The sequence below is a fragment of the Microbacterium ureisolvens genome (assembly GCF_015278315.1).
GTDB lineage: Bacteria > Actinomycetota > Actinomycetes > Actinomycetales > Microbacteriaceae > Microbacterium > Microbacterium ureisolvens.
Map to the genome: position 1 here is coordinate 1 of NZ_JADIJE010000027.1, position 6425 is coordinate 6425.

General features: G+C 65.2%; 9 protein-coding genes. 4 read left to right on the plus strand and 5 right to left on the minus strand.

Translation table 11 applies throughout. The annotated features are described in order from the left end of the window. On the minus strand, positions 1–511 hold a 511-nt coding region (locus tag IM767_RS20445), incomplete at its 3' end, for an MBL fold metallo-hydrolase (RefSeq protein WP_194398966.1). A gap of 276 nt (positions 512–787) precedes the next feature. Here IM767_RS20445 and IM767_RS20450 point away from each other — a divergent pair. Continuing rightward, positions 788–1363, plus strand: a complete 576-nt coding sequence (locus IM767_RS20450; protein WP_239453533.1) for a hypothetical protein — start codon at positions 788–790, stop codon at positions 1361–1363. A gap of 82 nt (positions 1364–1445) precedes the next feature. Here IM767_RS20450 and IM767_RS20455 read toward each other — a convergent pair whose 3' ends face one another. Then, the gene (locus tag IM767_RS20455; protein WP_109212369.1) at positions 1446–1778 is read right to left on the minus strand and encodes a hypothetical protein; all 333 of its coding nucleotides are present in this window, start codon (positions 1776–1778) and stop codon (positions 1446–1448) included. Positions 1779–2221: 443 nt separating this feature from the next. On the opposite strand from IM767_RS20455, the gene IM767_RS20460 reads away from it, so the two are divergent. Together IM767_RS20460 and IM767_RS20465 are read left to right on the plus strand one after the other, a co-directional pair. Next, the gene (locus tag IM767_RS20460) at positions 2222–2443 is read left to right on the plus strand and encodes a type II toxin-antitoxin system VapB family antitoxin (RefSeq protein WP_109212368.1); all 222 of its coding nucleotides are present in this window, start codon (positions 2222–2224) and stop codon (positions 2441–2443) included. After that, positions 2440–2844 (plus strand): PIN domain-containing protein, encoded by a 405-nt coding sequence (locus tag IM767_RS20465; RefSeq protein WP_109212367.1) that lies wholly within the window; start codon positions 2440–2442, stop codon positions 2842–2844. The genes IM767_RS20460 and IM767_RS20465 overlap by 4 nt, the downstream gene beginning before the upstream one ends. Before the next feature lie 106 nt (positions 2845–2950). On the opposite strand, the gene IM767_RS20470 is transcribed toward IM767_RS20465, so the two are convergent. Both IM767_RS20470 and IM767_RS20475 read right to left on the minus strand, forming a co-directional pair. Further along, a complete protein-coding gene (locus IM767_RS20470) occupies positions 2951–3559 on the minus strand; it encodes a recombinase family protein (protein WP_198426197.1) in 609 nt (202 codons plus the stop codon). Between the two features lie 139 nt (positions 3560–3698). Next, positions 3699–4349, minus strand: coding sequence for a hypothetical protein (locus IM767_RS20475; RefSeq protein WP_109212366.1), 651 nt, complete (start codon positions 4347–4349; stop codon positions 3699–3701). Positions 4350–4856: 507 nt separating this feature from the next. Between IM767_RS20475 and IM767_RS20480 the strand changes: the two genes are divergently transcribed. Continuing rightward, positions 4857–5507: a hypothetical protein gene (locus IM767_RS20480; RefSeq protein WP_162564434.1), complete on the plus strand. Its 651-nt coding sequence runs from the start codon at positions 4857–4859 to the stop codon at positions 5505–5507. 210 nt (positions 5508–5717) lie between these two features. Here the strand turns inward: IM767_RS20480 and IM767_RS20485 are convergent, their stop codons facing one another. Then, a complete protein-coding gene (locus IM767_RS20485; RefSeq protein ID WP_162564433.1) occupies positions 5718–6302 on the minus strand; it encodes a DUF4352 domain-containing protein in 585 nt (194 codons plus the stop codon). Positions 6303–6425: the final 123 nt, after the last annotated feature.

A 6425-nucleotide genomic window follows, 5' to 3' on the forward strand; every position in this document is an offset into this window, starting at 1 on the left:
CCGTGCCTGCATCCACGTCGTCCGTGGTGACCAGACCCGCGACACCGCCGAAGTGGTCAATGTGGCTGTGGGTGTGGATGACGGCGACGATCTGCCGGTCGCCGCGGTGCGCGCGGTACAGACCCACAGCGGCGATCGCGGTCTCCGTCGAGATCAGCGGATCGATGACGATGACTCCCGTGTCGCCCTCGACGATCGACATCACTGAGAGGTCAAGGCCGCGCACCTGGTAGAGCCCCTCGACGACTTCGAAGAGCCCGTGCTTGGCGACGAGCTTGGATTGCCGCCACAAGCTCGGGTTGACCGAGTCCGGCGCGTCACCCCGGAGGAAGTCGTAGGTCGAGGCATCCCAGACGACGTCGCCGTCGGCGTTGCGGATCTTCGGGTCGTCGAGGGTGCCGACGAAGCCGCGGTCGGCGGCGGCGAAGTCGTCGACGTCGTCGAACGGCAAAGACGCGAGCAGCTTCGCTTGAGCGTCCCGGATCGACGCCTCCGGTTCACGCTGATGCATGTGTCTGATCCTTCTCTCCGGCCACGGCGGCCCGACCCCAGTCTTTCGGACGGGATTCTTCAGTAGCAACCGCGCGCCGACGATGACGCGTCCGCGAACGGTCGCCTCCGAGGCGCAAGCGGCGATAGGGGACGGACGCTCGTCTCACCGGCTTGCTCTCGCCGTACGCGCTACTCGTCCGCCAGACTGTAGCGAACGTGAGTTCGTTGCGAATGGAAGCGGAGACGGATGTCGGAAGCCAGCACAACGTCACGTGAGAGCCGGATACTCGACATCGTGACCGTGTTCGTCTTGTCGATCACGGCGGTGCTGACCGCGTGGTGCGGTTTCGAGGCCTCCAAGTGGGGCGGCGAGATGTCCATCGCGTTCAGCCAGGCTTCCAGCGCCCGCATCCAAGCGACCGCCGCCGAGGGGACAGCCCGGGACGCGCGGCTCTACGACTTGTCGATGTTCACGGAGTGGGTGCTCGCCGAGGAAGCGGGCAACGATGATCTCAGGGTGTTCATCGAGGAACGCTTCACCCCGGAGTTTGCTGTCGCTTTCGATGTCTGGGAGGCTGGCGGCCGCACCGAACGCGGCCCGCTCGCGATGGACGAGTACGTCCCGCCCGGAACCGGAGAAGCCGCACAACTGACGGCGGAAGCCGACGAAAAGTTCGAGCAGGCGTTGGAAAACAACCAGCGCGGCGACAATTACTCGCTGCTCACAGTGCTGTTCGCGCTGGTCTTGTTCCTCACCGCCATGTCGCAGCGCGACGTCGCGCTCTGGGTCCGTCGAACCCTGCTCGGCCTAGGGATCGTGGTGGGCATCGCCGGCGTCATCATCATGCTCACCTTCCCCATCAAGATCTGACCCGACGAGCCGCGACCCGTGCATTGAAACCGTGGTTGGTGGCACCGGCCGCCCGCGATCCCTTTGCGGGCCGGGCGCGGTACTAGTGGCCCGGAGCTGGCAGGCAGCCGCCGTCCATGATGAATCCGCCGACCTCGACCTGCACGCCTTCCGGTGTCACGGCGCCGAAGAGGCATCCGCCACCGGTGACGGCCACGCCGAACGGCACGTCACCGTTGCGCTCATAGCTTTGGATGTGCGCCTCGGTCACGCCCGCCTCGACCAGCGCGGCACGCACGGCGGGTTCGCTAATCCCAGCGCTCGAGACCCGCACGGCCTCGAGCGCCGCGGTCACGGGTGCGATCAGGCGTGCTCCCGTTTCTCGCCCGTCTTGCGGCTGCTCCATGCGTTGCCGGTAGAGCTCGTTGCTCGCCATATTATTCTCCGCGTCGTACACGACGCAGCCAGGCGACGGCTCGACTCCTGGCTGCTCAGCGACCGCGCATGTCGGCGAGGGGGAGGCACTCTCTGCACCAGGCGTCGCCGCCACAGATGCACAGCCACCGAGAGTAAAAGCGACCGCGAGAACACCGGCAGCACCCCACACCGCGCCGAGCCCTCGAGGCGATCTCAGCGCCTGACCATAGGAACTGCTAGTCATGCGAGCATCCTAGGAGTGCGCATATTGCCGGCGGGTCACGCAGCGCCCGGCACCGACGTCATCGGCAGCCGCATCGTCGCTGGGATCCTCATACGTGCGGCGCGCATAGGAGGGAGCTTCTTGGGCACCTGACCCAATGGAAGCCGTAGGCGGTTGAGATCCAGGCGGAGTCGCGCGAGAGGTCTATATACTGCTCTATACAAACCGGAGGAGGAATCATGACCGTCACGTCAATCGATATCAACCCGGACGAGCTGCGCCAAGCGAAAGAGCTCGCCGGCACGACCTCCAATCGCGAAACGGTGGACCTCGCCCTGCGTACGCTCATCGCCGTCCGTCGCCAGCCCGCTGCTGTCGAGCGGATTATCGCCCGCGCGTTCGAGCCCGACCAGATCGACGCTCCGACGATACCGCCGCGGACGGCGATTGCCGGCCAGTGACGACCTACCTCGTCGACAACAGCATCTGGCAGAAGGCCTCGACGAGCGATGCGATTGCGGCCAGGCTCCGGGAGCTCTCACCCACTCATCTGATCATCACGTGCCCTCCTCAAGTCCTCGAGTACTGCCATTCGGCCCGGACGCCTCAGGAGTACCAAGAACTCCGCGCGGACATGGAGCAGCTACTGCCCGCCTGGGAACACCCCGACGAACAGCACGCACTGGACGTCCAGCAGGCGCTATGGAACTCAGGGCTCATGCGCGCGGCAGCGGCGTTCGATTGCCTCATCGCGGCGTACGCGGTCGTCAACGACGCCGTCATCCTGAACTCCGACCACGACTTCGGGTTCATCGAGATCGCCACACGCGGCGCGGTCCGGCAGGAGTACGTGGCGGCCTAGAGGCTTTCCGGCCGGGTCCCATCCGCGACCCTGTTGCGGATGGAACCTGGCCGCAGTCGCGAGCCCGCCGCGGGCAGCGGCGGCGGGTGGCCTCGACTACGCGCGTTCAGAAGATGTGTGCTTCGCACGTGGCGAGGAATGCCAGGCGGCGGCGCCGTAATTCGCGGTAGACGGTGGCGCGGGACACATTGAACAGCTCGGCGATCTCAGTCTGGGTGTACTCACCCTGGTCCTGGACGTCGAACATGAGCTTTCGCTGAGTCATCGACAGCTTTGGCTGCTTGCCCTTCAGGTGACCCTTCGCTCGCGCCACCGCCATTCCTTCTTTGGTGCGCATGCTGATCAGGTCGCGTTCGAACTCGGCGACCATGGCGAGCACGTTGAAAAGCAGCCGCCCCACCGGATCTGTGGGGTCGTACCTGCTCCCGCCGAGACTGAGCGCGACGCCCTTCGTCGTCAGTTCGTCGGCGATGTCGCGTGCGTCCCTCACCGACCGGGCGAGCCGGTCGAGCTTGGTGACCACCAGCGTGTCACCTTGCCGGACGGCCGCGAGAGCTTCGCGGAGTCCGGGCCTGGCCCGGTTAGTGCCGGTCAGCCCGTGATCGAGGTAGATGTTCGAATCAAGGACTCCCAGTCGCAGCAGTGCATCCCGCTGCGAGGTGAGGTCTTGATCCGCGGTGGAGACCCTGGCATAGCCAATCTGCATTCCGTTCATGGCGCCGACGGTGCCACCGTCAGCGCGGAGGCGCACCCTGGGTTGGATCCGTATACGGGCATTGCGCGAAAGCGGGGCGTCCACGCGCGTTCTCGATGCCGGGCTCTCTCTCCCGCGATGCCGTGGCGGTCGGCTCGCCTCAGAACGGCAAGTCGCGAGCCCCTGGAGGGGCGATCAGCAGACCGGTGATCTTGCCAGAGCCGTTGTAGGCGACCCGACCGATCCAGTCGCCGGCCTCGTGACGGAGCGTCGCTTGCACGATGGCGCCGTTCGCGAGGACCCTGTTCGCGAGCTTGTTAAGCGCGTTCGTGCCGTCGGGAGTCCGCACCGTGAGGTCCGTGGATGACTCCAGCCGACCCGTCGCAGTGACGACCTCGTTCCACACTCCCTGAATCTTGCGCTTACTGAGCGTGCGAGCACACGCATAGGTCATCTGGGTGCGCACCGCCTCGTAGTCACCCGCGTCCAGCCACTCGAACACCGCACGGGTTCGATCCATGAGGTCGATCGTCTGCCTGGCCATTTCCATCTCCTTCTCTGGATGCGCAACCGCACCACCGAATCGTTTGAATGCCGCTTGGCGACTCACACCGAGCGTGTCGCCGATTGCCTGCCACGAAACTCCTGCGGCACGTGCTTCAACGACCAGGTCGACCAATCGCGTTTGCGACCGGCGCACCAGTTGATCGGCTCGCCGGATCGCGACGGAGGCGGTAACCGCTTCTGTGCCATCGACCATCGCTGCGAGTTCGGACAGCGATACTCCGTCATCCGGTGACTGATCGTCCATGCGTCCGACATTAGGGAGAGGGAATGTGCGCGTCAACTCCTGGTTTACATGCACAGTGCCATCGATGCGGCCTCCCGTGCTGACGCGGCAGGCGCCACTGCGTTCGACGTTCAACCGGCGCAGAGCCGCTCCGCGATGGCGTTTCACGGGCAGTCAGAAGCAGTCGGAGACCCGCGGATACCGGCGGACGACGGGTGCTCGGTGATCGTCTTCTTGCAGAGCGTCCACACGTGCACAAGCCCTGCGCGCGGATCCGTAAACGGGCATTGCACGCAGGCGGTTCCGGTCCGTGCTGAATTCGCCGGCGATGCCGACGTCGTGCGGGGAGTACGGGGCCGGGTCGGCCCGCAGAATCCCTTTTGCGTTGTCGCTAAGTCGCGTTCTATCCCGACGCGGTGGCAGCGTCCGATGCGTCACAGCCGGGATAGCCGGTCGATGCACCGGACGGCGTTCAGGGCGTCGCTATGATCGTTGCACGCTCCCATGTTCGGGCGAGAGAGGCGTCGATTGGATACGGAACTGGTCGTCGCGCTCGTTTCGGCAGGAGCGGTGGTTCTCGCCGCGGGACTTGGGGCTCTCGGGGCTCTCATAGGAACCTCGCGGCGACGCCTTCCTCGACCGCTCGAGCAAGCCAAGAACCTGTCGGCGGGGCTTGAGTCCATGACCAAAGATTCGGCCGAGCAGCGACTCGTGCGTGACGTCCATGACGACCTCGTCGTGGAGTGGGCTCTTAGACAGGCGGATCATTCCTACGACGAACTCATCACCGCAGCGCGGCCACTCATTGTCTTCGGGTCGCTCCTGTCTGTTGGCGGGCTTGCCGGCGTTCTGGGACTAGCCGTCGCCGTAACGCTGCAGTTCCCTTCAGGCGTCTCGACCAAGACCTATCCCGAGTGGGCATCCAACATTGGCGCCATCGCGGCAGCCATGACATTGGTCGGCCTCGGCACCCTAATACTCGGTGCGTTGATGTACCTGCTTGGCAGAGGCGGTCACGTAAGAAACATGAGCGCGATCCGGAGTGCTCACAATCTTCGGAACACCGTTCGCACCCAAAACGACGCGGCAATGAAGGCCCACCGCTCTCAGCGGCGGACGGTCTGGGCAGCGCGGTTCACGCAGATTCGGAAGAGGTACTTCGGGGGCAAATCCAGTTAGTCCCTGCGTAGCGTGACCGCGTTGCGCCACACGACAGTGCCCGAACGCGCGTTGCGCGACGTGCACAGCGTGCTTCGATCCATATCGGGGCGATGCGCGGATGCGGTACGTCGCGTGCGGCTCTATCGCCGTACGAGTGCCATGGGGTTGCGTGCGTAGGCGACGCAGAAGCCCCCGGCGAGGGCGCCGGGGGCTTCGGGCTGGAGCGGTCTACTTGACGGCGTAGAACACCGTGTCGACCATGACTCCGGGCGCTACGGCGATGACGCCGTCTTGTGCCGTCGCGGAGGGCACCGCGAACACGAGGTTGCCGCTAGCCGTGCCGCCGTTGTAGAGCGTGCTGGTGCTGTCCAGCTGGTCCGGAGGGACGACCAGCGAGTCGTAGGAGTTCACAGTCTCGCCGGTGGGGGTGACGTACTCGATCTGAACGAAGACTGGCATCGACCCTTCGGTGTCTGCTCCGACGTAGGTGACGGTCGCGTTCACGAGGATGTATTCCGAGCCCTCGGCCGGCGGCTCGTTGAACTCGTTCTCGGCGGCGACGGCGTCGTTGGCGGCGAAGGTGACGCTGTTGATCGTAACTTCCCACTCGTCGCTGGTGATCGTCGTCCCGAGCGGGTACGGGTTCTCGCGCGTGCCCTCTTCGGCCGCGGCGGGCTCCTCCTCCGCGGTGGTCTCCTCGTCGGTGCCGGACTCGGCCGGCTGCTCGACGACGGTCGCCTCCTCGTTGAAGGCGTCGTTGAACGCGGTGCTGACGACGGCGAAGAACACGATGAAGCCGATGATCGTTCCCACGATCGGGACTGCTGCACGGATCGGTGACAGGTTGTAGTCACGCCGCCAGTGCGACGGTCGTGTTCATGATGGTCTCGAACTCGATGGGGGTCAAACGGCCCAGGCGGCGCTGACGCCGCCGTC

Excerpts from the sequence above, each read along its gene's own strand:
- IM767_RS20470 (WP_198426197.1), bottom strand. The coding sequence starts at position 3,559 with ATGAACGGAATGCAGATTGGCTATGCCAGGGTCTCCACCGCGGATCAA.
- IM767_RS20460 (WP_109212368.1), top strand. The coding sequence starts at position 2,222 with ATGACCGTCACGTCAATCGATATCAACCCGGACGAGCTGCGCCAAGCG.
- IM767_RS20455 (WP_109212369.1), bottom strand. The coding sequence starts at position 1,778 with ATGGCGAGCAACGAGCTCTACCGGCAACGCATGGAGCAGCCGCAAGAC.
- IM767_RS20475 (WP_109212366.1), bottom strand. The coding sequence starts at position 4,349 with ATGGACGATCAGTCACCGGATGACGGAGTATCGCTGTCCGAACTCGCA.